The sequence below is a fragment of the Paenibacillus spongiae genome, assembly GCF_024734895.1.
Taxonomy (GTDB): Bacteria; Bacillota; Bacilli; order Paenibacillales; family Paenibacillaceae; genus Paenibacillus_Z; species Paenibacillus_Z spongiae.
This window is the reverse complement of record NZ_CP091430.1, coordinates 6459891-6484505: the sequence shown is the minus strand read 5'-3', so window position 1 is coordinate 6484505 and position 24615 is coordinate 6459891. Positions and strand designations below refer to the sequence as shown.

Annotated in this window: 28 protein-coding genes and 1 pseudogene; 23 read left to right on the top strand and 6 right to left on the bottom strand. The window is 49.3% G+C overall.

Features of this window, described 5'->3' with window-relative positions:
• The first annotated feature begins 188 nt into the window (after window positions 1-188).
• The 7 genes from fosM (at window position 189) to L1F29_RS29140 (ending at window position 6226) form a co-directional block, all read left to right on the top strand.
• On the top strand, window positions 189-611 hold the full coding sequence (gene fosM, locus L1F29_RS29170; protein ID WP_258385515.1) for a FosM family fosfomycin resistance protein: 423 nt from the start codon (window positions 189-191) through the stop codon (window positions 609-611).
• Between the two features lie 55 nt (window positions 612-666).
• Complete coding sequence (locus L1F29_RS29165; protein ID WP_258385514.1) at window positions 667-1188, top strand: hypothetical protein; 522 nt, start codon at window positions 667-669, stop codon at window positions 1186-1188.
• Between the two features lie 54 nt (window positions 1189-1242).
• The gene (locus L1F29_RS29160) at window positions 1243-1734 is read left to right on the top strand and encodes a VOC family protein (protein WP_258385513.1); all 492 of its coding nucleotides are present in this window, start codon (window positions 1243-1245) and stop codon (window positions 1732-1734) included.
• 448 nt (window positions 1735-2182) lie between these two features.
• Window positions 2183-2662: an RNA polymerase sigma factor gene (locus tag L1F29_RS29155; protein ID WP_258385512.1), complete on the top strand. Its 480-nt coding sequence runs from the start codon at window positions 2183-2185 to the stop codon at window positions 2660-2662.
• Window positions 2663-3622 carry a hypothetical protein gene (locus L1F29_RS29150; RefSeq protein ID WP_258385511.1) on the top strand — a complete coding sequence of 320 codons (960 nt, stop codon included), beginning with the start codon at window positions 2663-2665 and terminating at the stop codon, window positions 3620-3622.
• Window positions 3623-3657: 35 nt separating this feature from the next.
• Window positions 3658-4272 carry a class I SAM-dependent methyltransferase gene (locus L1F29_RS29145; RefSeq protein ID WP_258385510.1) on the top strand — a complete coding sequence of 205 codons (615 nt, stop codon included), beginning with the start codon at window positions 3658-3660 and terminating at the stop codon, window positions 4270-4272.
• 181 nt (window positions 4273-4453) lie between these two features.
• The gene (locus L1F29_RS29140) at window positions 4454-6226 is read left to right on the top strand and encodes a stalk domain-containing protein (protein ID WP_258385509.1); all 1773 of its coding nucleotides are present in this window, start codon (window positions 4454-4456) and stop codon (window positions 6224-6226) included.
• 174 nt (window positions 6227-6400) lie between these two features.
• On the opposite strand, the gene L1F29_RS29135 is transcribed toward L1F29_RS29140, so the two are convergent.
• The 4 genes from L1F29_RS29135 to L1F29_RS29120 form a co-directional block, all read right to left on the bottom strand.
• The gene (locus L1F29_RS29135) at window positions 6401-6871 is read right to left on the bottom strand and encodes a GNAT family N-acetyltransferase (RefSeq protein WP_373876446.1); all 471 of its coding nucleotides are present in this window, start codon (window positions 6869-6871) and stop codon (window positions 6401-6403) included.
• 5 nt (window positions 6872-6876) lie between these two features.
• Window positions 6877-7185 (bottom strand): hypothetical protein, encoded by a 309-nt coding sequence (locus L1F29_RS29130; protein ID WP_258385507.1) that lies wholly within the window; start codon window positions 7183-7185, stop codon window positions 6877-6879.
• A gap of 158 nt (window positions 7186-7343) precedes the next feature.
• On the bottom strand, window positions 7344-7790 hold the full coding sequence (locus L1F29_RS29125; RefSeq protein ID WP_258385506.1) for a GNAT family N-acetyltransferase: 447 nt from the start codon (window positions 7788-7790) through the stop codon (window positions 7344-7346).
• Between the two features lie 35 nt (window positions 7791-7825).
• The gene (locus L1F29_RS29120; RefSeq protein WP_258385505.1) at window positions 7826-8707 is read right to left on the bottom strand and encodes a hypothetical protein; all 882 of its coding nucleotides are present in this window, start codon (window positions 8705-8707) and stop codon (window positions 7826-7828) included.
• Between the two features lie 904 nt (window positions 8708-9611).
• On the opposite strand from L1F29_RS29120, the gene L1F29_RS29115 reads away from it, so the two are divergent.
• The 4 genes from L1F29_RS29115 (at window position 9612) to L1F29_RS29100 (ending at window position 12932) form a co-directional block, all read left to right on the top strand.
• Window positions 9612-10166, top strand: coding sequence for a DinB family protein (locus L1F29_RS29115; protein ID WP_373876445.1), 555 nt, complete (start codon window positions 9612-9614; stop codon window positions 10164-10166).
• Window positions 10167-10270: 104 nt separating this feature from the next.
• A complete protein-coding gene (locus L1F29_RS29110; RefSeq protein WP_258385503.1) occupies window positions 10271-11206 on the top strand; it encodes a phosphotransferase family protein in 936 nt (311 codons plus the stop codon).
• A gap of 111 nt (window positions 11207-11317) precedes the next feature.
• Window positions 11318-12211 (top strand): alpha/beta hydrolase family protein, encoded by an 894-nt coding sequence (locus tag L1F29_RS29105; RefSeq protein ID WP_258389848.1) that lies wholly within the window; start codon window positions 11318-11320, stop codon window positions 12209-12211.
• Between the two features lie 106 nt (window positions 12212-12317).
• A complete protein-coding gene (locus tag L1F29_RS29100) occupies window positions 12318-12932 on the top strand; it encodes a DUF402 domain-containing protein (RefSeq protein WP_258385502.1) in 615 nt (204 codons plus the stop codon).
• Between the two features lie 48 nt (window positions 12933-12980).
• Here L1F29_RS29100 and dapA read toward each other — a convergent pair whose 3' ends face one another.
• Window positions 12981-13862 (bottom strand): 4-hydroxy-tetrahydrodipicolinate synthase, encoded by an 882-nt coding sequence (dapA, locus tag L1F29_RS29095; RefSeq protein WP_258385501.1) that lies wholly within the window; start codon window positions 13860-13862, stop codon window positions 12981-12983.
• A 113-nt stretch (window positions 13863-13975) separates the two neighbouring features.
• Here dapA and L1F29_RS29090 point away from each other — a divergent pair, with 113 nt between their 5' ends.
• From L1F29_RS29090 to L1F29_RS29080, 3 genes are all read left to right on the top strand, one after another.
• Window positions 13976-14851 carry a LysR family transcriptional regulator gene (locus L1F29_RS29090; protein ID WP_258385500.1) on the top strand — a complete coding sequence of 292 codons (876 nt, stop codon included), beginning with the start codon at window positions 13976-13978 and terminating at the stop codon, window positions 14849-14851.
• 179 nt (window positions 14852-15030) lie between these two features.
• Entirely contained in the window at window positions 15031-15831 is an 801-nt protein-coding gene (locus tag L1F29_RS29085; RefSeq protein WP_258385499.1) for a sugar phosphate isomerase/epimerase family protein, read from the top strand.
• 47 nt (window positions 15832-15878) lie between these two features.
• Window positions 15879-16076 carry a helix-turn-helix transcriptional regulator gene (locus L1F29_RS29080; protein ID WP_258385498.1) on the top strand — a complete coding sequence of 66 codons (198 nt, stop codon included), beginning with the start codon at window positions 15879-15881 and terminating at the stop codon, window positions 16074-16076.
• 14 nt (window positions 16077-16090) lie between these two features.
• Here L1F29_RS29080 and L1F29_RS29075 read toward each other — a convergent pair whose 3' ends face one another.
• Window positions 16091-16264 carry a hypothetical protein gene (locus L1F29_RS29075; RefSeq protein ID WP_258385497.1) on the bottom strand — a complete coding sequence of 58 codons (174 nt, stop codon included), beginning with the start codon at window positions 16262-16264 and terminating at the stop codon, window positions 16091-16093.
• Here L1F29_RS29075 and L1F29_RS34615 point away from each other — a divergent pair.
• From L1F29_RS34615 to L1F29_RS29040, 9 genes and pseudogenes are all read left to right on the top strand, one after another.
• Window positions 16201-16425 (top strand): annotated as a pseudogene (locus L1F29_RS34615) (WYL domain-containing protein); the annotation flags it as partial. The gene L1F29_RS29075 and the pseudogene L1F29_RS34615 sit on opposite strands and share 64 nt — an antisense overlap.
• A 45-nt stretch (window positions 16426-16470) precedes the next feature.
• Window positions 16471-16848 carry a WYL domain-containing protein gene (locus L1F29_RS34610; RefSeq protein ID WP_444980953.1) on the top strand — a complete coding sequence of 126 codons (378 nt, stop codon included), beginning with the start codon at window positions 16471-16473 and terminating at the stop codon, window positions 16846-16848.
• A gap of 61 nt (window positions 16849-16909) precedes the next feature.
• On the top strand, window positions 16910-17518 hold the full coding sequence (locus tag L1F29_RS29065; RefSeq protein ID WP_258385496.1) for an SRPBCC domain-containing protein: 609 nt from the start codon (window positions 16910-16912) through the stop codon (window positions 17516-17518).
• Between the two features lie 37 nt (window positions 17519-17555).
• Window positions 17556-17762, top strand: a complete 207-nt coding sequence (locus tag L1F29_RS34550) for a VOC family protein (protein WP_373876444.1) — start codon at window positions 17556-17558, stop codon at window positions 17760-17762.
• Window positions 17763-18327: 565 nt separating this feature from the next.
• On the top strand, window positions 18328-18480 hold the full coding sequence (locus tag L1F29_RS29060; RefSeq protein WP_258385495.1) for a hypothetical protein: 153 nt from the start codon (window positions 18328-18330) through the stop codon (window positions 18478-18480).
• A gap of 80 nt (window positions 18481-18560) precedes the next feature.
• Window positions 18561-20435, top strand: a complete 1875-nt coding sequence (locus L1F29_RS29055) for a stalk domain-containing protein (protein ID WP_258385494.1) — start codon at window positions 18561-18563, stop codon at window positions 20433-20435.
• Between the two features lie 175 nt (window positions 20436-20610).
• On the top strand, window positions 20611-21450 hold the full coding sequence (locus L1F29_RS29050) for an ankyrin repeat domain-containing protein (protein ID WP_258385493.1): 840 nt from the start codon (window positions 20611-20613) through the stop codon (window positions 21448-21450).
• Window positions 21451-21930: 480 nt separating this feature from the next.
• Window positions 21931-22131, top strand: a complete 201-nt coding sequence (locus L1F29_RS29045; RefSeq protein ID WP_258389846.1) for a copper ion binding protein — start codon at window positions 21931-21933, stop codon at window positions 22129-22131.
• 33 nt (window positions 22132-22164) lie between these two features.
• Complete coding sequence (locus tag L1F29_RS29040; RefSeq protein WP_258385492.1) at window positions 22165-24606, top strand: heavy metal translocating P-type ATPase; 2442 nt, start codon at window positions 22165-22167, stop codon at window positions 24604-24606.
• Window positions 24607-24615 lie beyond the last annotated feature (9 nt).

Sequence of the window (24615 nt, the reverse complement as noted above, 5' to 3'; positions counted from 1 at the left end):
GCTTACGCTGATATATATTGAGACTCCCTACGTCGTTAAGTATCGGATTGCATTCGAGGGACCGGACATCGAAGTGACATGCACGCATAATGCCATTCAAGCAGCCCCGTATACAATTAGAGGCACCTTGGTTATTAACATCGGGCAGAATGCCGCGGCGGCAGCGGCAGGCTCATGAGGAGAATTCCATGACGGTTAAAGGATTAAATCATTTCTTGTTTTCGGTGTCGGATTTGGAGAAGTCGATTGCCTTCTACGAGAAGGTGTTCGGCGCGAAGCTGCTGGTGAAGGGGAGAAGTACGGCCTACTTCGATCTCAATGGAATTTGGCTTGCGCTCAATGTCGAAGAAGATATTCCCCGCAATGAAATCGCTCATTCCTACACGCATATTGCATTTTCAATCGATGAAGCGGACTTCGAGATGATGCACGCGAGGCTGCTGGAGCTGCACGTAAACATACTTCCGGGTCGTATTCGGGACGAACGGGATAAGAAATCGCTCTATTTTACAGATCCGGATGGTCACAAGTTCGAATTCCATACCGGTACTTTGCAGGACAGACTCGATTATTATCGCCAGGAAAAAGGGCATATGGAGTTTTTCGAATGAAGGGTGTGTGATGACAGGAGGGCGGAATAAACATGAATGACTGCGAGGGGGAATCATGATTAAGAGATTATACGGCGTATTACTCCTTATTGTCTTGGCAACCGGCTGCAGCTCCAAGCCAAAACCTGACGCCTTCCCGCAATATGACTCGATGGATGAAGCGATGAGCCGGTATGCTCATCAAGAGCGTGTTCAAGGGTCGATTATGCAGCTGAATCTAAGTCATGATCGCAAGCTGCTCTTAACGGAATTACGCGATGGCGTTTATTTTGTAGGGGAATTGCTCGAAAGGGAAGGGAAATTCTCGATCGTGCATTTAATTAATGGAGTCGACATCAACCAGGCGGCTGGTGCGGCCGGGGCGTTTAGGACAACAGACGGTAAGGACTATACGATCAGGTATGGGAAGAAAGAAGAACGCGGTCTGCAATTTGTGGAGGAGCTAGGGGTATCATTGTCGGTTGAAGAAGGGGATCATGTTACGGATCGGAATCCGCAGCACGCCAATCCGAACATCATCGTGTCAGTTCAAGAATTGTGGAGTAAAGGGTCCGCCGTTAAACTTGATAAAAAATGACACAAGGATCAAGGGATGCGAATGGTACAATCTGAGGTGAAGGGAGAGGGTAATTTGGATTCAGACGCCAAGAAGTATAACGATTCCGATCTGTATCAACCTTCTATGATCCCTAAAGCCTTGAAGGTTATTCACGGCTCTAAGGATAACAGTCTGCAATTATTAGACGTGGGAGGTCGTGAGACGATGACCCAGGAGACAAAGGCGGTTTCGGACAATCGTATTCATTTTGTATTCGTTCCCGTGAAGGACATGGAAAGAGCCGTGAAATTTTATAGCGCTATACTCGGGCTAACCATCAAACCGGGACCTTATGGAAGCCTGTATAACCTAGATATTGCTTCCCCCAACATTGTTCTCGACAGTAACCTGGAAGAAGGCTTCGAGCCGTGTAAGCACCCGTTGTTTTCCTTTAAAGTTAGTCGGCTTGAAGAGGCAAGGACTGCGATCCAACATGCCGGAGGTAACGTAAAAGATGTAGTGGACAACTCCTTCTTTGTATTTGAAGATTTGGATGGCAACCGGCTTATGATCGTGAATAACTAATAGGCATTCCTTTACTTGTTGTCGTACGGGGCAAGTGGTAAGGCCGTATTCAAGAACGGGGCAAAAGGGTGCTTGGTGCAGCACGCGTTAAGCAAGCTTAGAAGATATATTGGGATGAAGGAAAAGGTCGCATTGCTGCGGCTTTTTCTTTTTAGAATTTCTGGAGCTTCTCCCATCTATTTGGAACATTATTCGGCGCGGTTCCGTTATTTTAAGTATACCCGCGGGGCGATATATCCGACGGTGGGGTGTGGTTCTTGGAGGGGAAGCCGTTAGAAGAGATTCACCATAAGTCTTACCAGGAATGGCTGAAGGAATGGCTAGAGAAGTATGCGGAGTAGCGCTGGCGCACGGATATGCGACAGCTTTTTTTTATCATTATACAAAACAAAATGTGACCGATCGGCTTGATTCATTGTGTTAGAGGTGAAAGGAGGGGAAACCACGCATGAAGACCCATTCGCATCCGAATGACGCCTTCTCCATGAAGTACAGCCTATACGGCAGCATGCTGTTCAAGATTGCCATGGTCCACCTGGGCAACAAGAGCGATGCGGAGGAAGCGGTTCAGGAAGCTTTTATGAAGCTGCTCTATAAAGCGCCGGAGTTTGTCGATCTGGAACATGAGAAGGCTTGGGTGATTCGGGTGCTTATTAATATTTGCAAGAACGTATCCGGAAGTCTATGGAGAAGACGGGTGGTCCATACGGAGCAGATCGAAGCGTATTGCAGCTCTGCCGCGGATGCGGAGCTGATCGAGTGCGTGCTGCGGCTTCCTTTCAAATATAAGGCCGCGATACATCTATTCTACTACGAGGACTACTCCGTTAAACAAATCGCCGAAGCGCTTCGAATCAGCGAATCTGCCGTCAAGATGCGGCTTGCGCGCGGGCGAGAGATGCTGAGATTTGAAATGGAGGAAGCGTAAATGAACAAGAACGACTATAAGCGGGTATTCGATAGCATGGAGCCGGACGAGCGCTTCGAGCAGCGGTTGGCGCAGAATCTGGCGAAGAAAGGAAGGTCTGAAGCAATGGGACGCAATCGAAGAATGCTTCTGTATATTTCCGCCAGCTTGGCGGTTGTGGCGTGTGCTTGGATTTTATTAATTACCAATCTTGGAGGATCTACTTCCAATCCCGACCCTGTCGCCCCTAATCCGCCTGATCAGACGGTTGCCGAAGGAGCAGTCTTCCTTCCGAAGCTTGAGCTGCCCAAGGAAACAAACGCAGCAATGGACATGATCGGACTATTCGTCTATCAAGGGAGAATCTATACCCAGACCTCGACGCGCATCCCTCCTGAAGCAGCCCAAGCCATATTGGGGGAGAAGGTCGGCCGTACGAAAGGAAATATCGATGAATGGAGCAGTCAGGAGGAGTACGCCAAGGAACTGGCCTCTTCGATCGGGGAGCAGGATATCTTTACGGTTAAGGGCTATGACAGCGATTTTCGCCTGATGACGTATCAAGTGGAGGGCGGCCAAGTGTGGTCGGAATTCTATGAATGCCTGAACGGGATTTCGGTTTCCAGCGGTGCGGACGTGTTCCAGAAGCTGAAAGTAATGGGGAACGAACAATCGGTAAGCTGGGAGAGCTACGACAGCTGGAACGAGAGCAAGAAGCAGTATCAAGAGATTGCCTTGGACGAAACCTATCAGCAGTTCCTCCAGGCGCTTTACGAGGCTGAACCCATCGAGGCCAATAAGCTGAACGGGATATACGACAAGGGGGCGGAATCCATGAAGTTCCTGCTGATCACACTCAAGGACCAAACCCAAGTTCACGTCAGTTTGCATCAGGGGGGCTATGTGCGATACGTGCCCGCGGGTGTCTTTTTCAAGGTGAATGATTCGGCATTTGCCGCGCTATGGGATATAATGAAGTAATGCAGCGGCTTCATTCCGCGTAAGGTGGGGGTTAAGTGGAGAAACAGAAGTTAATCCGAATCTTTGATAAGCAGGCCGTTCAGTATGAGCGAAGAAGAGAAAACGCGGGGCAGCAGCGTTGGCGCCAGAAGCTGATTCGCCATGCGAAGGGCGATGTGCTGGAGCTGGCCGTAGGGGCGGGCGCTAATTTTCCGTATTATCCTTCCGAAGTCAAGGTTACTGCTGCCGACTTTAGCCAGGCTATGCTGGATAAAGCGATAGGCGCGGCCAAGCAGCATCATATCGATGCGGAGTTCTTATGTTCCGATATGGAAGACATTCGCTTCCCTGATCATTCATTCGATACGATTGTTTCTACGTTGTCGATGTGCAGCTATGCCGATCCATTGCAAGTGTTGAAGAACATCAACCGGTGGTGCAGACCGGATGGGCGAATCCTTCTTATGGAGCATGGGATCAGCTCTAACTTTGCGGTATCTGCGATCCAGCGAACGCTAAACCCTCTTTTGTACCGTACGTTAGGCTGTCACCATACAAGGAACATTACAGGACTCGTCCGGGAGTCGGGGATTGTAATCGAACAAGTGGAAAGCTATTGGCTTAACATGGTTCATCTGATTTGGGCAAGGCCGGGCCGGCAGCCAAAGTAGAGTTAATAGAGAGGAGGGCGGCTGGTCTTAGCGGACCTGCCGCCTTTCTTATAATAAAGTTTTCTCTATGAAACCCCTGTCTATTGCATCTTAATTCCCTGTCCTTCATTGTGGAACTTTTTGGAACCTGGGCACGTCAAAATGCTGAGCACCAAAAAACAATGGATATGGGGAGGGCATTATGAAAAGATGGGGTTTGGCTTTATTTATTGGGTTCTGGTTCCTTTGCAGCGCACTGACGGCCTTTGCGGCTGAAGATTCAAGTAAAACAACAACGTTAGCTGACGTTTTCGACCAATCCGTCATCATACCGTACGACTTCCAAGGAAAGGCCTTCGCGAACGGGAAAAAAATCGACCTCAGTCATATGAATTATCGTATCGTTCAAAGAAACGGCGCTATTCTGGTCCCGATCCGATTGATGGAATATCTCGCCACTCAGTCCAATGGTAATAAGAGCACATGGATGACGAGTTGGCAGCCTCAGAAGCCGGATGTTGTCGTCCTGTGGAACACTCAATTGCGGAGATCCATAACCTTTACGGTCAACAGCAAAACGATGGTGGTCAATAACGAACCGCAAACAATGGATGTCGCGCCGCAAAAAATCAACGGCCAAATCGTACTGCCCTTAAGAAGCGCGGCGGTGGCGCTGGGCAAAAAAATCGATTGGCTGGACGGCCTAATCATCATCGGCGACGCGAGCATCGATCTGCAAAGTCCGCAGACGTTAGCGATCAAGGACCAAATCAAGGCGAAGCTGACCGATCCGCGAAAACCGGTGACCGATAACCCAATCTTCCCGCTGACTATGTACGGTGATTCGGTTTATTATGTCAAATCCACCTACACGGCTACCTCGGTAACCGAAAAGCTGTATAAACAAACGGGCGGTCAGAAGGAGGTGCAGGTTAAGCTCAATGGCAATGCCGTCTTCAACTCCGCGAAAGTGTTCGGTGACGAGCTTTATTTCGTGACCGTTGTCAATAACAAGGCTGAGTTGGACGCTTATCATCTTCGTAACGGAACCGTCCGGAAAGTAAGCTCGCTCGGCGATTGGAAACCGTCCGACGGCTGGTTAGAGGATATTCGAAGGATCGATAACGACCTTTATATTATGCTTCATACCGGCGATTTGACTATGGGGGGCGAGAAGCTATACAAGGTTGAGAACGGCGCTTTAAGAAGCGTTGCACCGGCCAAAAGCTTCATCAGCTATGAGAAATCCGGCAACGATATGTATTTCACTAATTTCGCCCCCATGTTTAACACTGCCGACAATTTGAGCCGGGTCGATCTGATCACGGGAGAAACCGCAGCCGTCGGTGAACCGGGATTTTCTTACGGAATCAACAGGATGGTGGACGAACAGAGTTTTGGATATGGTTCGGTTGACGCCTTATACGTGAAGGACGGGTATCTGTACACGCTGGGCTTTAAAGAAAACGACCCGCAGGATCGAAGCGCCGTGTACAAAATCAAGTTGGCCGATAACACTCAGGTCAAGCTGACCGCACCCGCCGCTCAGTTCTGGATGAAGGATAGTCTAATCGTATATATCGATGCAAGCACAGGCTACCTGGAAAGTGTGGATCTGGATGGAGCGAATCGCCGGACGCTTGCACAACGAAGAATGATGCATGTTCAACTCTTGAACGGAAACGTCTACTATCTTGCGAATTCGGGCGTCGGCCCCGAGGCTGACTGGTTATACTCTTACAGCCTGGCCACCGGACGGGAAGCCAGGTTAAGCGACAGATCGGTCAGCTCGTATTATGCCGGGAAGGCAGGTATCTACTATTTGTCCGAGGGCTATGAACCGGGGCTCTACCGCGTTGATCCGGACGGCCGCAATACAAGTCTCGTGAAGGACAGCATCTGGTCGGCAAACTTGACGGATGAGGGAATCGTCTACACACTGATTTACAAAAACGGTGTGTATTCGGTCAAGTAACGCGGTCTGCCGCTAAGGTAAGGGCATCGGTCTGGGCAGACGCCCTTGCCTTAGAAAGCGTAATAACTTTTGAGCACAGACCTCAATGAAGTCCAGGATGTTGGCTGTGAAGTAAGTATAAAAAAAGCAGTCTGCCGTCGGCACCTGCCCGTTTCGATACAATTCCGGTCTTGCCTACAATGCAACCTCCATCTTGATCCCTACGATTGGTTTTCCCTCATGATCCTGCTGAATATTCGAATCGAATGGCTTGAAGCCAAGTTTCGTATAAAACAACAAGGCATCCGTATTGGTACTGTGACAGAGGAGTCTGAAGTTTGTGACGCGCAGCTCTGACCTGGCCGTCTCCTTCATGGTTTCGATCAGATATTTGCCCACGCCCATGCCTCGATAGGAGGGATGAATGATGACATTCCCGAGCCAGCTTGAGTCCCCGGTTATTTCAATAAAATTGCAATATCCTACAACTTGATCGCCATATAATATAACCGTGGGCTTAATCCGAGTGCGTGCGGCTTGCTCTAGTTGTTCTGCCGTAAGCGGATAGATGCCTTTGGGATACATGAAGAATAACTCCCTGGCGTCCCGCGGAAATCGTGAAATCTCGATGAAATCTTGAGATACGGCCGGCCTATGGCTAAACATAAGCTTCACCCTTCCACTACATCCGCCCTCAATTCGCTTGCAATCTCCAGCATTCTGGGGATCACGGCTTCATTGGTGCCGGATACGTAAATATCCCCCTGATAATGCCGAAATGGGATCTTGGTATCCCCATAGCTCCACATGAAGAAATCGCCCTCAATGGACATGGTGGTAGCGCCTGTTACCGTAAATACGGATGAGTAAGCGAAATCAGGCTGGGATGCAAAATACTGCTTGCATTCTTCCAAAGACATGGTTTGCGCCGAATCGCCATTTTCCTGCAAGGCTCTTGTAATTCGATAGCGTTGACTCATTGAGATGCCTCCATCATTTTCTTTCGTTTAACCGAAGCAACCGGCTTCAACCGGATGTTCCCGCATTGAGATTCATTATACCAAAGATCAGGGCCCGTTACTCCAACAAAGGAACAAGGAGCTTGCCGACGGGCAAACTCCTCTGCTGCAGCGTTCCGTTATACGCCGTTTGATCTTAGTGGGTAAGCAAACTCGACTAGACCCTCATCGTCTAACCCCTGTTCGATAAAACCAACCTTTCGGAAACAGTTTAGGCTTGCGATATTATCGGGTTCGATTCCAATCTTGATCATTTGCACGGACGAAATTTCGGGTCGTTTAAGCAATGTTTCGACCATTCGCTTACCGTACCCTTTGTAGCGCAATTGAGGATTTGTTAATAGACTGATCGCAGCTGTACCGTCTGTATAGATCTCCACGTCAATTTGACCTACAGGATGACCGGCTTCATAAACGATCCATGCATGGTAATCGGGACTCTGTTGAACGTAATGAAACCATTGCTCTAAGGGTAATGTGCCGCTTAACCATTCCAATACCTCCGGATCTTGAAACCTCTCTTCGAGAATGACAAGACCTTCTTGATCGAGCTCTATGAATTCCATTGTGCGTCATCTCCTTTGATGCAGCCCGTTAGCACTTATCGCATAAAATAGGCCAGTTCGTTAGGGTAATCCAGCGTTATTCGAAAATATTGAAAAACACTCCCGCCTAATGCGCCTTCAACTTGCTTATCCATCCACTGAGACATAAATTCATGAAAATTGGGGTCGGGTCTCATCGTGAACCAAACCGGTCCAACCGTGCAGCCCGCAATAATCATTTCGGGTACTTCAATAATTGGAAGTCCCGTATGTTGTTCTGCGTTTCCAATCACTCTCCAATCGGGATGCCGGGCAACCCACTTTTTAAATACGGAGTGAGTGATAAAGCTTGTTCCTCTAAACCTGCTGCCTTTGTCATTTAGTTCGGAGAGCCCCTTGTCACTAAGACAAAGGGTGGCGCCGGTATCGAATAAGAAGTCAATGGTCTCTCCATCAATTACAGCTTGTATTCGCGGGAAATGATTGTTTCGAACACCGTTGTTATCTTTTTGAAAACCAAGCTGGACACAATGACAACGATCATTTGTTATGCTTTTATTCGATGCCCACTGATCATGGTATATGATCTTTTCTGCAAAGTAATCGAAGGTCCACACACGATCTGCAAACCATGCCTGACCGATTAGACCGTCTAATCCTTCCAAGAAGGTTGACTGCTCCTCAAGCACCGGGTATTTCCCGTGATCTCCCTTCATCATTAAAGGCGGTATCCAATCACTATCTAGAAATATTGGCGGCTCAGCCAATTTGCAGCGCGCTCCATCCATGATATCTTCTGAAACGAATAGATTGGCTTTTCTTGCGGCTTCTGGCGTAATGAAACAACCGCCGCCTGTATCCGCCAGTAAACGGAATGTTGTTCCTTGCTTCGTTTTTGGCCGGACAATGATTCTGTTTTCAATGAATTCCGCCGGCAAGAGTATAGGGTTATCAATTAGAATAAGGCTTCACCCTTTCATTCAATAAAGTGAGCAGGCTGCCGCGGTAATGCTCATGCCTAGTAATGGAGAAGACTGTGGATGGATTTTCACGATTGCCTGGCTGCTGCGAAAAAAAAGATAAGCATACTTGCAGTGATCAATAGAGCCGCGGGGATTCCGATAGCGAGTCCTACTAACGTTCTTCTCTTCATAAATCCCTTCAATGATTCGTTCGTACCGGTATCAATATCTCTGGCATGGCTGATTAATGAAATGTTTAAAGCAATCAATAGAATCAGGAAGACGGGGCCAGTAAGGAGGGGATGGTCCATAAGAGAAAGATCATCGGTCGTCTCCGTACGGCGCACGCGGAAGGAATGAACAAATATCAGGATGGATATGATGAGTTGATATATGATGTGAGACCATCGCATTTTCGGATATTCTTCCCTTAGCCGATCTCTCTCGTACTCCATTAGTTCCTTCAATGACGGGATTAATCCGTATAGATTGGTATCCATCGTCTTCTTCATCATACTGAAGATTGCAAGAGCAAAGAAGATAATGCCAAAAATAAATGGGTAGGATGAGTATAAATTCATCTGTAGAGCGAAGTAGATTAAAACAATGAAAACGATACATAAAGCGTTCGTCCATAATAACTGTTTCATGCGGAGTTTCTTTAATCGGGCCGGATCGATTGTGGGCACCTTCTTTCGAAAACAAGATTGATCCTTATTTTACCATGATACCCAGATGTAGTTTGGTTGTCTAACAAGACGTACAGGATGAATAGATCCGTCACGCCCTTCAGAGCCATGGTACAATTTAAGAACGATAGTATTGAAAAGATAATTGGCGCTCAGCCGTGTTCTAATCCAATTTAATTGAAGAGGTGATCGTGTTGAAAAGAATACCGGAGACCAAGGAGTATCCCCCTTATTTTGAGACCTATGTGCGTTTAGTGCCTGAAGGTGATATTATGCAAATCTTAAAATCGCAGTTTGAAGCAACCGTCTCTTTCTTAAGCGCGCTCTCCGAGCAGCAAGGAAGCTACCGTTATGCAGAAGGAAAGTGGTCGATCAAAGAAGTTATCGGTCATGTTACCGACAATGAACGAGTATGGAATTATCGCCTTCTAAGAATTGCCCGGAACAATGCCAAGGAATTCTCGGGATACGAGGAAGATGTATTTGCGGCACATGCAACCTTCGATGATTGGCCGATTGCCGAGGTGATTCAAGATTATTCGGCGGTACGCCAATCAACGTTAACGTTACTTCAGGGACTACCCGAGAGTGCCTGGATTCGCGAAGGTGTACTCTACCATCATCCGCTCACTGCCCGCGCTGCGGCTTACGTTATCGCAGGGCATGAACTCCATCATGTAAATGTAATAAAGGATAGATATCAAGCAGCTTTCTCCTCCGAAAACAATGGTGATAAGGAAAGCTGACCGGTACGTATCTATATTGAAAAAAAGGAAGATATATACAAGGGAACATATGTGCGCTATAATGGAGGTCAATGTAGTTCTATTCCGGAAAGGATGGATACGCAATGCTTTCTACTAGCTCAACGCTATCCGATCGTGCCCAAAGCTGGGTTATCGATGCCGTTCATCCCAATGCCAGAGTTCTCTCCATTCAACGGCTTCTTGGGGGGATCTCCTCTCTCGTCCACAGTGTTACGCTGGAGGTAGAGGGAGAAGAGAGAGCCTACGTACTGCGAATGTTTGACAGCGAGAATTGGGTGAAGCACATGCCCGATCTGGCTTATCATGAAGCTGAAAGCTTGCGTCGAGCTGCACAGAACGCCATTGTTCCGACTCCGGAAATCATCGCCTTCGACCAAACGGGAGATCAGTGCGGCACCCCGGCAGTGCTTATGAGCCGGCTTGAGGGGAGAGTCGTATTGGAACCGGCGGATACGTCCCAATGGCTGAACGGAATGGCTCAAGCGCTTACGCGGATTCATGCCGTGGACGTGAACGACTACCCATGGACGTTCTACCCGTACTGCGATCCTTCTTCGCTGGATACGTCGTCCTGGTCGAAATTTCCTGACAAGTGGCGAATCGTGGCCGATTACGTCGCGGGAAGACAACCGGCATTCACGAAGCGATTCATTCACCGCGATTATCATCCGGCTAACATCTTATGGAATAACAGCGAAGTAAGCGGTATTGTCGATTGGGTCAACGGGTGTATCGGACCGGCAGGAATCGACGTTGGCCACTGCCGCGTTAACCTGGCGGCATTGCACGGTGTACGGACGGCCGATGGATTTTTAGATGCCTACCGCAGCCTTGCCGGAGATTCTTTTACCTACGATCCCTATTGGGACCTCGTTACTTTGATTGACTTTGGATGCTGGCAGCCCGAAGTATATGGCGGTTGGACAGCCTTAGGCGTAACCGGACTCACGAATGAAATGATGGTCGAACGCCTGGACAGCTATATGCTCAGCCTATTGGATCGCATTTCTGACTTATAAACCGCTGTTGAATTATGAGCGAATATGAAGGGCAATCGAGTCATCGATTGTCTTTTTTGTCGGAGAGGAGAGTCAGACTGGGCATCGGGAGAATTACGAAAGTCATTGCGGATGGAATTTTTCCATGGCATGGGGGCTGACGTATCCCATCTGGAGACCAACGTTTACAACAATGCTCCGATTATCCACGCGGACCGTACTTATCCTGTGATCGTTTACTCCCCCGAGTTCGGCGTTGAGAGGGACATGTATTTATTCAATATTCAGGAGCTTGTCGGGAATGGGTTTATCGTCATCACGGTTAGTGCGCCTTATGAATCCGTGTTTACGGTATTTCCGAACGGGGAGTATATCAGACAACTGGGGGTCGTCGTCGGTGTTATTCAAGGAACTGATTTCGATGCTTGGGATCGATTGCTAGACATAAGAACGAAGGGTATCAGTCGTTTAATGGATGAGCTGCCAGAAATGAACATAAATCATGGCATGTTAAAAGGCAAGCTGGATTTAGAGAGAATCGGCGCAATCGGACATTCTTTGGGCGGAGCTGCGATGTTCAGAGCGGCGCAGGTGGATCGCCGCATCAAAGCAGGCATATTATTGGATGCGAGTCTGCATTTGCTAGGGGAAATCAAAGGAAGGATCGACACACCGTTCTTGCTGCTCCGACAACAGGCATCTACTCTCGAGCAGTTATTGAAGAGCGGTATGAACGAGATTGTTGCGCGCGAATATATGAACGGCCAGAAGAGGCTTGCGGATGATTTTTGTGGATTCAAGTCATTTATTCGCATCAAGCGGGCGAACCATATGTCCTTCAGTGATGTCCCCCTGCACTTCAAAGAACCGGATATAGCGGACATACATGGAGTAATTAACACGCTGACCACCTTGTTCATGAAGCGATTCGCAGGTATGGAAGGTAGAGTGTATACGGATCTGTTCGTCCAGGGATGTCTAGATGGAACGAACCGAATCAATGGAGACGGCGACATTATGGAATAGAGCCGCTATGTTAGTAATGGCAGGACGTAGAAATTAGAATCAAGTGATAAGAGCAGGAAGCCGCGGCGCCTGCTCTTTATATTCTTGATGAATGGAGGGTGTAACTTTGAACGAAGGAATGATTAAATTTCATAATCTCCATTTGCCCAATGAGGTACGGGTGTTTCAAATTCCTGAATCTAATATTCGGGTATGGAATGACAGCGTAATGGTTTACGAGGTGAAATTTGAGGATGAGAAAGGTGAAAACCTCACGTTCAGGCATTATTCATTTTATAAGGAATGGTTTGAGATTAACATCACTCTAGATGCTGCCGGAAAGTTAATTACTGAATCAGGACCCATCGAGTGGAGCTTTAATTGTGATATATGTTCACCTTGTTACAGCAAGGGGGTTAATGTCTATAATGTGGATTTGGAGTTAGACATCCTGGTTCGTTCTGATGGCAAAGAATATATCGTAATTGATGAAGATGATTTTGCACAGGTTGTGAGTCAAGGACTTCTATCTGAGGATGAATGCATTGGAGCAAGAAAAGGGCTCGAGAGCTTACTTCAATTGATATCTTCAGGCCGTCTAATCTCGTTCTTGGAGGATATTTGTCCGTTCGCCGACCTCATTCGTTTATCTGATCCAATTCCAGGCTGCAAATTGCAATTGTCTGATGTGCCGTTGCTGGGGATGCCAGAGAGAGGATGTCATTACGGCAGAAGAGAATAACCGGAATCATCCTCACGAAAATGATCTACACCTTCAAACAATGGTGCGCTAGTGCCGCAGCAACTGTGCCAGTTGCACCTGCAATCCCTTGGTAACCGGCCCCATCGGCAAGCGAACGGTGTCGGATTCGATTATCCCTTGCTGGGCAAGCAGCCATTTCAGAGGGGAAGGATTCGATTCTTGAAACAATAGCTGAATGATCGGAATCAGGGAATCGAATAATTGCTCAGCCTTAATGAAATCGCCTCGGTCGGCATATCGAAAGACATCAATGAAGGCGTCCGTACGGATATTCGCGGATGCGAGCATCCCGCCGCTGGCTCCAAGGCGTAACATATCATGAAAATAAAGATCCTCTCCGCATAGAACGGGCTTCCTGTCATGCGACGATAAGGATGAGAGGAGTTCAACGCCGCCGGAGCTGTCTTTCAAACCGATGACCCCGGGTATCTCCATAATTCTTCTTACCGTGTCCACACTTAACCGGATTCCGGTTCGGGAAGGGATTTCATAAGCAATAACAGGTACCCCGACTTGTGCCGCCCTTCGAAAATGCTCCAGAATCCCCTCCTGGGACGGCCGGCTGTAATAGGGGGTCACGACGAGAACGGCATCCACTCCAATCTGCCCCGCCAACTCGATTCGTTCCACAGTCGTACGTGTGTGACTGGTTCCTGCGCCAATGATGAGGGGTATACGCTGCCCCCTGGCATTCATGACGCTTTTCGCCGCCTGTACCAGCTCAACGACTTCATTCCATGACACGGTTGGAGATTCACCAGTCGTTCCGTTAATGACCAATCCTTGAACATCATGCCGAAGGAGCTGTCCTAGGTAGTTCCGATACGAATCCAAATCCAACGCCTCATCCGATAGGAAGGGAGTGACAACAGGTACGTAAATCCCTTTCAAATCCTCTTCGCGCAGCATGTCTTGACCTCCCTATGTTCTTGATGGTTATACTGTAGCATGGTATCTGGCATCAGTGTTATCTATAATAATTGATGATCGGTATCGATAATAATGATGATCGGGGTGATAACATGGAGCTCATATACTTGCATACATTCCGGGAAGTAGCATTACGTAAAAGCTTTACCCGAGCGGCGGAAGAACTCGGCTATGCGCAATCCAGCGTTACGACACAGATTCAGAAATTGGAGCGGGTCTACGGTGTGCAATTATTCGAACGGTTCGGCAAAGGGCTTCGGCTTACATCGGCTGGCGAGGAGCTGCTGAAGCTCGCTGTCCAGATGCTTGATCTGTACCAAGAATCGAAGGAAAAGCTGAGCCGGCAGGCCGGAGGGACGCTATCGATCGGGACGATCGATTCGTTGGCTTCGTACTATCTCCCGCCTCTCATTCAACAAATTCGGCAGAGCTATCCCGATCTGACGATTCGGCTTCAACCCGACCGTGAGACCGTCCTGATCCATAAAGTCAAAGAAGGCGAGATCGATATCGGGCTCATTCTGGAAAGCCAGCCCTCGGATCCAGCTCTCCAATGGCACACGATAAAAGAAGAACCGCTTCTTCTGATCGCCAGTCCGCACCACCCTTTATCGGCAGCAGGCGAGGTCGAGCTTGGACACTTGGAGGGCATGGAATGGATTATGGCGGAGGATAGCTGCAATTACCGCATTATGCTGGAGAAGGTGCTGCGGACCAACGGGATCCCTTACAGAATCGGCTTGGAACTCGGGAACCCGGAAGCGATCAAACGATGCATCAGGGCTGGAGCGGGCATTTCTCTTCTCCCTCGAATGGTCGTTGAGGAGGAGATAAGCCGGGGAACGTTGATCGAGCTTCCCTTCAAGCATCCCGACATCCGTCTGGACCTCCGCATGGTTACGCATCCCAAGAAGTGGATGTCGCGTCCGCTGCTTGAATTTATTGAGCTGATGAAGGGAATGGGATAGTCGCCGTCTTTCCAAAATATGGTAATCTATTTATGGGAGAAAGAGTTGATAGAGGAGGGACGATACGATCCAAACAAACCTCATTCTATTCGAGGGCTTGCCCGGTTCTTGGGGGAGCGGATATCTCCCAAGATTGGAACAAATCTAGGAGGAAAAAATGATTCCATGGAGGATGTCGTATGAAGCTTGGAATGCCTGCCTTGGTCGAGTATCGATCCATTGCGGATAATATTCAATTGTGCAATGCGCTTGGATTAGATTTTATTGAGCTCAATATGAACCTCCCGATCTGTATGCCCGAGAATTTAAGTTACTCCGAAATCAGAGCCTATAAAGAGCGCTATGGATTGGATTTTACGATACATCTCCCCGAAGAATTGGATCTATCCTCGTATCATCCTTCAATAAGAAAAGGTCACCTGGAACGCTGTAAACAAACGATGGAATGGGCGAACTTATCAGGCATCAGGACATTGAACATGCACATGAATAATGGCATATATTTTACCCTCCCGCATTCGAAGGTTTGGATCAATGATCAATATGAATCCACGTTTCTTGAATTACTTCATGAATCGTATGCAGAGCTTTATCGGCTGGCCGCGGCTTATGAAGTTGAATTATGCATCGAGAATACGGGCAATTATCATATTCCACATATCCGTAAAGCGCTAGATCAATTGAGTGATTTTCAAAATTTCTACCTTACTTGGGATGTTGGACATGATGCGAAGGCAGGGTTCGAGGAAGAGCCTGCCTTCACTCATTTTAATGACCGAATCAGACATATGCATCTCCACGATTATAATGGGAAGTCCGACCATCAACCTTTATACACGGGCATCGTACCGATTGATGACAGATTGGCCTTTGCCCAGTTGAAAGACTTATCCGTGGTTATAGAAGTGAAAACCAGCGAGTCGTTAAGAGAGTCTGTTGCTATGTTAAGGAGCAAAGGTTACCTCGATGCGAGGAGATAGATATGGTGGATAAGCGAAGGTTAGATGGGAAAAAGCGAGGAAACGCGATGGCTAAAGCGGACACGATGCTCGGTATTCTCATGCTGCTCCGGGCCCGAAAACGAATGACGGCTAGGCAGCTGGCCGAACAGCTGGAGATTCATATTCGAACCGTCTATCGCTGTATCGACGCGCTTTGTATAAGCGGAGTGCCGATTGTTCGGAAACGGGGAGAGACGGGGGCTATTACATTCCGGACCATGTGAAGCTGGACCCGCTATTATTTGACGTCGAAGAACAGAAAGCGCTCCTCCATGCGGCGCAATTCGCGCGCGAGTCCGGTTATCCGTATGAAGAAGCATTGAACCGAGCGATAGGCAAAATAAAACGATACGCCGATTCCGAGCAAGCCAGTCGTCTGGAAGCGCAAGAAAACCGGCTTCAGGTCATTCACCCGCCTGCAAATGCAGGGCTGGCCGATCTATCGAGAAGGCTATCGAAGCGCAAACGGCGCTTGCTATCCATTATTCCGCAGGCTATGAAGGTTCCGTCACGGAACGTACATTCAATCCATACGGCATCGTCAACTGGAAAGACAAATGGTATGCCGTCGGCTATTGTCATTTGCGCGATGATATCCGCAGTTTTCGCGTCGATCGTATGCGTGATATTCGGTGGACGGACATCGCGTTCCAGCGTCCTGACGCTTTTTCGGCCGGCGAGTTTTTGATCGACAGCTTGCTTCCAGACTCAGGCTCACAATCAAACGATCAGCTAGTTTCGGTCCGTATACAAGGAACTCCCCAAGCATTGGACGATTTGTGCGGCCATTGGTTGTTCAGCCGTACGCTTGTTGAGCGGACAGCCGAAATCGCTCATTTCAAGCTGGATGAGCAAAGTCTGTACATGCATACTCCTTATTATTTGTTGTCCTTCGGAGGCAAAATCCGGATTACGGAGCCGCCGGAGCTGAACGATTGCTTGTCCGACATTGCCGAATCGCTGCATCTTTATTATCGATCGACCGGGAAACACTGACCGTTATAGTCAGTGTTTTCGTTATATAATGAGCCTACATCAACAAGCATGGAGGGATAACGTGCCAGGACGCCTGTTTAAACAAGCCGTCGAAGAAGCGACGGGAACCGCGTGGGAGCAATGGGTCGTGAAATTGCAGCAGAAGGTCGATCCTCGATGGTCGCATGAGCAAGTGAAACACGATATTTGCGAAACCTATGACGTTACAGATGAATGGGCAGAATGGTTAGCGGTCATGTACGGCCAATTGTTGGGCCGAATCCCCGTCGGCGTAACGAAAGAAGCGGGAACTCAAATCGGCGTCCGCAAAACGATCACGATGACGAAAGAGCAAGCGTGGACGTTTCTAACTTCGCCTCAAGGGCTGTCCCTATGGGTCGGGAACGTCTCGGAGTTTCAAGCGGAGAAAGGATTTGAGTACGAATCCGCAGAAGGCGTGTCCGGAAAGATCACGGTTGTGGAGCCATTCCACAAGCTGCGCATGACATGGAAGCGTCCGGATTGGGACAAGCCGTCGCGGCTGCAATTTTATTTGCTGTCCACTAAGGGAGGAAAGACGACGATCGCCGTTCATCAGGAAATGCTGGAGGACGTCTATATGAGAGAACAGATGCGGCGGTTCTGGGAAGAGCGGCTGCTTCAAATCCAAAGTCAATGGGAGGCCGAATGACAATAGGGTCGGGTTCTGGGCGAATGACCATTCAGAAGTGGACCGGATCGCCGAGTTGGCAGTACAGTACGGAGGGAAGATCGATAGCGGACCGCAGCTGTTTCCGATAAGCTCAACCTACTATGCCGTCTTGTTCCAGGACCCGTACGGCAACAAATACGAGATGGTTCACAGGTTAAATGGATGGATACAAAACATAACACAAAGGCTCGGGCCGCTAACGGGCTTGAGCTTTTTTCAGTAGAAACTATGCGATGATAAACAAACCGTTCAGTGAGACGGATTTATTTTCTTCTATTACTCGATCGGGATGCCAGTAGTATGAGAAGCGTATGGATCTTACGGACATGGCAGCCTTTATTCGCTATAATCGCCTCGATAACCCGATGTTGCGGACATGGAATCCGTTATTGGCACGATGTTATGGGAAAATGGGGCGTTCAGGCTTAAATAACGGCCTACATGTCCGTAACACTTGCCACTGACGCCTAAATGATGAAATAGCGTACCTCATGTCCGCAACCGCCCCGCCCGCCGCATATGCACTAACAAATGACGATTGGAGACGGAGTGACTAATTAATTGCCACGAAAATAATACAACTTATTCTCGGTATTTTCCAATTACCGCTTTTGGCGCATAGTGGAGTCAGCTCCAGTAAAGGGGAACGGCGATGGAAAACGGGATAAGGATCAGAGAGCTTCAGGAGGACGATGATTTTGAGGCGATACGGAGCATAATTGACGATACAATGAGAATGTTTGTGCGAAAGGGTCGGCTGGGGGATATATACGGGGACCCGTGAAGAAATGAAGCTGCGGAACGATAAAATTTACGAACTGCATATTGGAGGGATCTCCTTCGGGGAGCTGGCGAACCTGTATAGCTCAAGTGAAGAACGAATTCGTAATATCGTTTATGAACAGCAGCGGCAGCAGCGGGATGGAGATGGAATTAACTAACTTATCCTTTTCATAATAAGAAAATATTGCTATTTTAGGAAGGAGGAAGAGAATGAACCAGAGATAAAGGGGACATGCTTGTGAAACGAAGAATAGCCGTGGCAGTGGCTCTGCTTATGGTATGGACGATGTCGGGCGCCTACTCCATGTCTGCTGCCAGCAGCAAGATTGTAATCGATGGACGGGAGCTGAACCTGTCGGCGCCGCCAGTACAAGCGGACGGGATGACATGGGTGCCCTTTCGCAGCTTATTCGAGGGGCTGGGACTTCGTGTTGGCTGGGATGCGAAGAAGCAGCAAATAACAGGTACATCGGCAGACGCATCGGTAGAGATTCGGTTAGGCAGTCTGGATGCCCGTGTCAACGGAAAAGCGGCGAAGCTGGGCGCGGCTCCATTCACGCGGGACGGCGTTACTTATGTGCCGCTTCGTTTCGTTAGCGAAGCCGTGAACCGGGATGTACAATGGGATCGCATATCCGGAGTGATTTCGATCGGCGCGCGCAAGACGAATTCAACTGCAGGAACTCCGACGAATGATAACGGACAATCAGCTGCCGCGGAAGGGCAATTGACCGGCAGGGTATTGAGCCCATCGGGCGAACCCGTTGCCGGCGCGAAAGTCGTAGCCGATTATGCAGGCTTGAATGAAGAGTTCACGGTTGAAGTGACGACAGATTCGGAAGGGCGCTATGAAGTAAGCGGTGTATTAAAGGATTATACGCTGTTCGTGCATGCCAAGCCTCCACTGAATAGTAGAGAGTACGTGGCTTCCGAGCCTGTCCAGGTTAAGAATCATACTCTTGCTCAGTCAGTAGACCTCATATTAAACAAAGTGGATGTAACAGGAAGCATTGTCGATGAACAGGGCAACCCGGTAGCCAATCAGAGGGTGGCTGTCTTTGAAGGGGATTCGGCAACTTCGGATAAGTCGTATATGACGGATGGGAATGGTGAATTTCATATTGGCGGACTCTCCCGAGGAAAACGATACCGGATCATTGCTATGGAGCCTATTCATCAATCTGTAACGCCAGAAGAGTATACCTTCATCTATCGGTCAGTCGACCCAAGGCCGGTCATCGTAGTGAAACAAAATTTTGCGCTTATTATGGCTGTGAACCAAGACGGGAAGCCGATCGATACGAACCAGTATAGCATAGTAATTCGCAACGACCAGAATCAATTTGACGTGAACATGAAGCTGACTCCAGCGTACGAAGCTTATAGATACGATGGATTGAAGCCCGGCGATCGCTATAGAGTGGAGATACGATTCGGTGATGAAAATAGCAGCTACGAGAATCCCGCCCCGTATTCGTTCACGTTCGATCCATCTGCGAAGGAGCCGCTGCGTGTTTCGGTAACGTCCAAAAGCCCCGTGCAGTTCATGGATACCATCGTCGATGAGCAGGGCAATCCGGTAGGGAATGCACGCGTTCGGATCGTTGATCGGTCGGATTCTACAGAAAAGATCTTTCTAACCGACGGCAATGGCAAGGTTAGCATTCGCGGCCTTCAGCCGGGCAGGGAGTATAGACAATTTGTTGAGCCGTATTCGTGGGGGGAGGAACTGCTCTACTTATATGGTAAGGGCAGCACATTTACGTATTATGAAGGGGTTACCAGCTTGCCGGAGCGGACGCTCTATCGCGTTCAATTAAAAATTAATACCGCGGATGTTATCCTTGATCCGTCGCACTTGTTGATGATCTTTGTAAAGGATGAGAGCGGTAATTCCATGCCGGTCGTTTATGTAGGCAACGGCTATTTCGGTACCGGGAAACTGGAGGAAGGGAAGACTTACAAGGTTTCGGCCACTTATTTTCGATCGATTAAGGAAAGCAGTTCATCTGAAAATCCGAAGGTGTGGAAGGAGGAGCCGGATCCGGTCACGTTCGTCTATAAAGCGGGCATGGAGCCGATTGTGCTGAAGTCCAAGACTCCCTCTTCATAATTACAAATGTGGATATTGAAGGAGGCTGGCGATTGACCGGCCTCTCGCAGCATAGCAGCCTATATGATTCATGGGGTGTTCAGTGCGGACTCTTAGAGAATCAGTGATTTTATATGCACCGCGGTTGTTGAAGAATGTAGAACAAAATACGGTTAAAGACAGGTGGGATTGGAATATGAACAGCACACCAGCATACGAGACTCTCGACCCGTTATTTCGAAGGGCCGTATCCGCCATTGACGCCGGTGACGTGAGCGAGCTGGAACGGCTCTTGGCCAAGCATCCCAGTCTAATCCGGGATCGTATGGAATATGGGGAGGGATATTTCCGGAATCCCTACCTGCTTTGGTTCATCGCCGAGAATCCGATCCGGAATGACAAGCTGCCCTTGAATATTGTTCAAGTGACACGCTCGATCTTACAGGCAGCAGAGCGAGAGCGTGTGGATAGCCTGGAATATCAACTTGACTACGCCATCTCGCTGGTATGCTCCGGACGTGTTACACGGGAGTGCGGGGTGCAGAATGACCTTATCGACGTGCTCGTCGATGCCGGAGCAGATCCTCAGGGGGCCCTCATCCCGGCCCTCGCACATCGCGAGCTTGCTGCTGTCGAACGGCTTCTCGAACGCGGCGCCAGAGTAACATTACCGGTGGCCGTCTGCACAGGACGGATGGACGACGTCTTGCGACTTGGGCAAGTGGCAAGCGCAGGCGAACGGCAAGTTTCCCTGACCGCTGCCGCCCTCTACGGTCAGGCCCATTCCCTGGCACTCGTAATCGCGCTCGGTGTCGACCTGAATGCTTATAGTCCTCCTGGGTTTCATGAGCACGCGACCGCCCTTCATCATGCAGTAGACTCGGGTTCACTTGACGCGGTCAAGGTGCTCGTTGAAGCCGGCGCCGACCTCGGCATTAGAGATCGCATATACCAGGGAACTCCGCTAGGCTGGTCCGAGCATTTCCAGCACGAGGAGATTGCAGCCTACCTGCGCGTAATAGGAGAACAAAAATAAATTTGAATATTGAATAAAGGTATTTGGAGGGGAACATATCACCGCGGCTAACGGACAATAGCTCGAAATATACAGTCGAAAGTGATAATAAGAAGGATCTCTGAGGGCGAATGGATGCCAAGGAGATCCTTGTTTTAGTTGGTTTCCATTTGAATAGATGCAACGGTGTGAACTGCACGCCACTAAACGATTGTGATTGAAAAACAATGCTGCTGCGCTTCATCAGGTTTAAAATATAGTCTAGGGAGGTATTGTAAAATAACAGTTGACGAATATAGGGCAGGGGGGTATACTAAGGATGTGAAAGGCGATGGGAATGGATTCCATACCAGAGACCGCCGATAGTCATAAACAGCGAGTCCATGCAGCTGCCGTAAGCTTCAGATGAAATTAGAATCCGAGGCCATTGGCATATCGGAAGGAAGCATGGAACGCTTGCAAGTATGAATAATAAAAATCCAAAGTCGGGAGATGTTTATGATGACGAAACAAACTTTACAGGTACAGGGTATGAGCTGCAATCATTGCGTTAATTCCATTGAAGGCGCGCTTCAAGAGATCGGAGCGAAAGGCAAGGTCGATCTGGCGAACAATACCGTGGAAATATCGTATGACGAGAATATGATTTCCTTCGAAGCCGTGAAAGATGCAATTGAGGAGCAAGGCTACGAAGTCGTCTAATTAATCGGGAGATAAGATAAGGAGCGATCGATCATGGAAGCCAATGCAACGAATGCAAGCAAGCAAACGACCTTGCAGCTCACGGGCATGACATGTGCTGCTTGTGCGAATCGAATAGAGAAGGGCTTAAGCAAGATGGAAGGCGTCGTTAACGCGAATGTTAACTTCGCTCTGGAGAAAGCCAGCATAACGTACGATCCGGCAGTCGTGAATCGGGACCGCATGGAAGAAACGATCAAGAAGCTGGGTTACGGTACGGCCAAGGAAGTCGTCGATTTCACGCTGGAAGGCATGACCTGCGCTGCTTGCGCGACTCGGATCGAGAAGGGTCTGAACAAATTGCCGGGCGTAACGAATGCAACCGTCAACTTCGCGATGGAGACGGCCCATGTGGAATTCTCCTCGGGTGAAGTATCCGTCCAGGATATGCAGAACAAGGTGAAGCAGCTCGGCTACAAAGCGACTACCAAGCAGGATAGCGCTAGCGCCGGCGACCACCGGGAGAAAGAAGTACGCCGCTACAAAATGAATTTGCTCATCGCGGGGCTGCTCTCGTTACCGCTGCTGTGGAGCATGGTCGGTCACTTCTCCTTCACTTCTTGGATCTATGTGCCGGACCTGTTCATGAACCCATGGATGCAGCTTATTCTGGCGACTCCGGTTCAGTTCTATATCGGTAAACAGTTCTACGTAGGGGCCTACAAGGCGCTCCGTAATGGCAGTGCGAACATGGATGTGCTGATTGCGCTCGGTACCTCGGCCGCCTTCTTCTACAGTCTGTACCTGACGATCGATTGGTATCTCGCCGGTGCGTCTGCGCACCATGGACCTGCTCTGTATTATGAGACAAGTGCAGTCCTGATCACGCTCGTCATCATGGGTAAGCTGTTCGAATCGCTTGCCAAGGGGCGCACATCGGAAGCGATCAAGTCATTGATGGGCCTGCAAGCCAAGACGGCGCTCGTGGTTCGCGACGGTCAAGAGCTGACGATTCCAGTCGATGAAGTGCTCACAGGCGATATCGTGCTCGTTCGCCCAGGGGATAAGATACCTGTAGACGGTCAAGTTCTGGAAGGAACCTCTTCCGTTGACGAATCGATGCTGACAGGCGAGAGCCTTCCGGTTGAGAAGAAAGCCGGCGATACGGTAATCGGAGCAACGATTAATAAGAACGGTATGCTGCGGATTCAAGCTACGAAGGTCGGTAAAGAAACGGCGCTTGCGCAGATCATTAAAGTCGTCGAAGAAGCGCAAGGATCCAAAGCGCCGATTCAACGGGTGGCAGACGTTATTTCCGGCATCTTCGTCCCCATCGTCGTCGGCATCGCGGTTGTCGCATTCCTGGTCTGGTATTTCTTCGTAACTCCCGGCGATTTTGCCGAAGCGCTGGAGAAGGCGATCGCTATTCTCGTTATTGCTTGCCCATGCGCGCTCGGGTTGGCTACCCCGACCTCCATTATGGCGGGATCGGGACGCGCGGCTGAGATCGGCATCCTGTTCAAAGGCGGCGAGCATCTGGAGCAGACGCATAAGGTGGACGCGATTATTCTGGACAAAACAGGCACCGTTACGAAAGGGAAGCCAGAATTAACGGATGTGCTGACAGAGGCTAACGAAGAAGAATTCTTGAGGCTTGTCGGCGCGGCAGAGAAGAATTCCGAGCATCCGCTCGCAGAAGCGATTGTCACGGGGATTCAGGAGCGTAATATTGCGCTGCCGGGGACGGAAGTATTCGAAGCGATTCCCGGTTACGGAATCAAAGCTGTCGTTGAAGGAAAAGAGCTGCTGGTCGGCACGCGCCGCTTGATGGAGAAATTCGAAGTGGATGCGAAGTCTGCTTACGATACGATGGCTCGTCTGGAAGAGAACGGGAAAACGGCGATGCTCGTTGCGATCGACGGACGGTACGCGGGCATTGTAGCGGTAGCCGATACCATTAAAGAAACCTCTCAAGCTGCCGTGAGCCGCCTGAAAGATATGGGCATCCAAGTGATCATGATCACCGGCGACAACGAACGGACGGCGAAAGCAATCGCAGCCCAAGTCGGCATTGACCATGTATTAGCGGAAGTTCTTCCTGAGGGTAAAGCGGAGGAAGTGAAGAAGCTCCAGGCACAAGGCAAGAAGGTCGCCATGGTAGGGGACGGCATCAACGACGCGCCGGCACTTGCAACCGCGGACGTCGGGATGGCAATTGGAACAGGTACGGATGTGGCGATGGAAGCTGCCGATGTGACCCTTATGCGCGGAGATCTGTCGAGCATTCCGGATGCAATCTATATGAGCCGCAAGACGATGGGCAATATTAAGCAGAACTTGTTCTGGGCACTCGGCTACAACACGCTTGGCATACCGATTGCCGCGATCGGACTGCTGGCTCCATGGGTAGCAGGCGCAGCGATGGCGCTAAGCTCGGTATCCGTTGTTCTCAACGCGCTTCGTCTGCAACGTGTTAAAGTTCGTCAATCCGCCTAATCACATGAG

Excerpts from the sequence above, each read along its gene's own strand:
- fosM (WP_258385515.1), top strand. The coding sequence starts at position 189 with ATGACGGTTAAAGGATTAAATCATTTCTTGTTTTCGGTGTCGGATTTG.
- L1F29_RS29165 (WP_258385514.1), top strand. The coding sequence starts at position 667 with ATGATTAAGAGATTATACGGCGTATTACTCCTTATTGTCTTGGCAACC.
- L1F29_RS29155 (WP_258385512.1), top strand. The coding sequence starts at position 2,183 with ATGAAGACCCATTCGCATCCGAATGACGCCTTCTCCATGAAGTACAGC.
- L1F29_RS29150 (WP_258385511.1), top strand. The coding sequence starts at position 2,663 with ATGAACAAGAACGACTATAAGCGGGTATTCGATAGCATGGAGCCGGAC.
- L1F29_RS29140 (WP_258385509.1), top strand. The coding sequence starts at position 4,454 with ATGAAAAGATGGGGTTTGGCTTTATTTATTGGGTTCTGGTTCCTTTGC.
- L1F29_RS29135 (WP_373876446.1), bottom strand. The coding sequence starts at position 6,871 with ATGTTTAGCCATAGGCCGGCCGTATCTCAAGATTTCATCGAGATTTCA.
- L1F29_RS29130 (WP_258385507.1), bottom strand. The coding sequence starts at position 7,185 with ATGAGTCAACGCTATCGAATTACAAGAGCCTTGCAGGAAAATGGCGAT.
- L1F29_RS29125 (WP_258385506.1), bottom strand. The coding sequence starts at position 7,790 with ATGGAATTCATAGAGCTCGATCAAGAAGGTCTTGTCATTCTCGAAGAG.
- L1F29_RS29110 (WP_258385503.1), top strand. The coding sequence starts at position 10,271 with ATGCTTTCTACTAGCTCAACGCTATCCGATCGTGCCCAAAGCTGGGTT.
- L1F29_RS29105 (WP_258389848.1), top strand. The coding sequence starts at position 11,318 with ATGGAATTTTTCCATGGCATGGGGGCTGACGTATCCCATCTGGAGACC.
- dapA (WP_258385501.1), bottom strand. The coding sequence starts at position 13,862 with ATGCTGCGCGAAGAGGATTTGAAAGGGATTTACGTACCTGTTGTCACT.
- L1F29_RS29090 (WP_258385500.1), top strand. The coding sequence starts at position 13,976 with ATGGAGCTCATATACTTGCATACATTCCGGGAAGTAGCATTACGTAAA.
- L1F29_RS29085 (WP_258385499.1), top strand. The coding sequence starts at position 15,031 with ATGAAGCTTGGAATGCCTGCCTTGGTCGAGTATCGATCCATTGCGGAT.
- L1F29_RS29080 (WP_258385498.1), top strand. The coding sequence starts at position 15,879 with ATGGCTAAAGCGGACACGATGCTCGGTATTCTCATGCTGCTCCGGGCC.
- L1F29_RS34610 (WP_444980953.1), top strand. The coding sequence starts at position 16,471 with ATGCGTGATATTCGGTGGACGGACATCGCGTTCCAGCGTCCTGACGCT.
- L1F29_RS29060 (WP_258385495.1), top strand. The coding sequence starts at position 18,328 with ATGAAGCTGCGGAACGATAAAATTTACGAACTGCATATTGGAGGGATC.
- L1F29_RS29050 (WP_258385493.1), top strand. The coding sequence starts at position 20,611 with ATGAACAGCACACCAGCATACGAGACTCTCGACCCGTTATTTCGAAGG.
- L1F29_RS29045 (WP_258389846.1), top strand. The coding sequence starts at position 21,931 with ATGACGAAACAAACTTTACAGGTACAGGGTATGAGCTGCAATCATTGC.
- L1F29_RS29040 (WP_258385492.1), top strand. The coding sequence starts at position 22,165 with ATGGAAGCCAATGCAACGAATGCAAGCAAGCAAACGACCTTGCAGCTC.